Origin of the sequence: Paenilisteria rustica (genome assembly GCF_013820765.1) — a bacterium.
Classification (GTDB): domain Bacteria; phylum Bacillota; class Bacilli; order Lactobacillales; family Listeriaceae; genus Listeria_A; species Listeria_A rustica.
On sequence record NZ_JABJVM010000052.1, the window covers coordinates 1 to 330 of the forward strand.

General features: G+C 39.4%; 1 protein-coding gene. It reads right to left on the reverse strand.

All coding sequences use genetic code 11. The features are described 5' to 3' along the window. Nucleotides 1-330 (reverse strand): immunoglobulin-like domain-containing protein (locus HPK16_RS17265; protein WP_181677983.1); only part of this gene is annotated, 330 nt, incomplete at both ends.

Here is a 330-nt window from a genome sequence, read left to right on the forward strand (position 1 = left end):
CAGCCACATATTTCACTGTTCCTGTATATGTTCCTGTTACATTACCTGTACCTAACAAGTATGTGCTTGCTGTTAGTGTAGAAGTACTTTCTGGTGTGATCGTTACAGTTGCAGTTGCAATTTGTGTTCCTGTGCTGTCATAACCGATAACGGAAACAGCTGTTTTATCATCTGTAATCTTATCTTTTGCATAATACTGCCAATTAGTGCCATCTACAACGGCTACTTTACTGTACACAGTATCGCCTACTTTCAGCGCTACATATTTCACGCTTCCAGTGAAAGTACCTTTCACATTTGTATCTGTTTTCAGTTTGAAAGCAGCTGGTA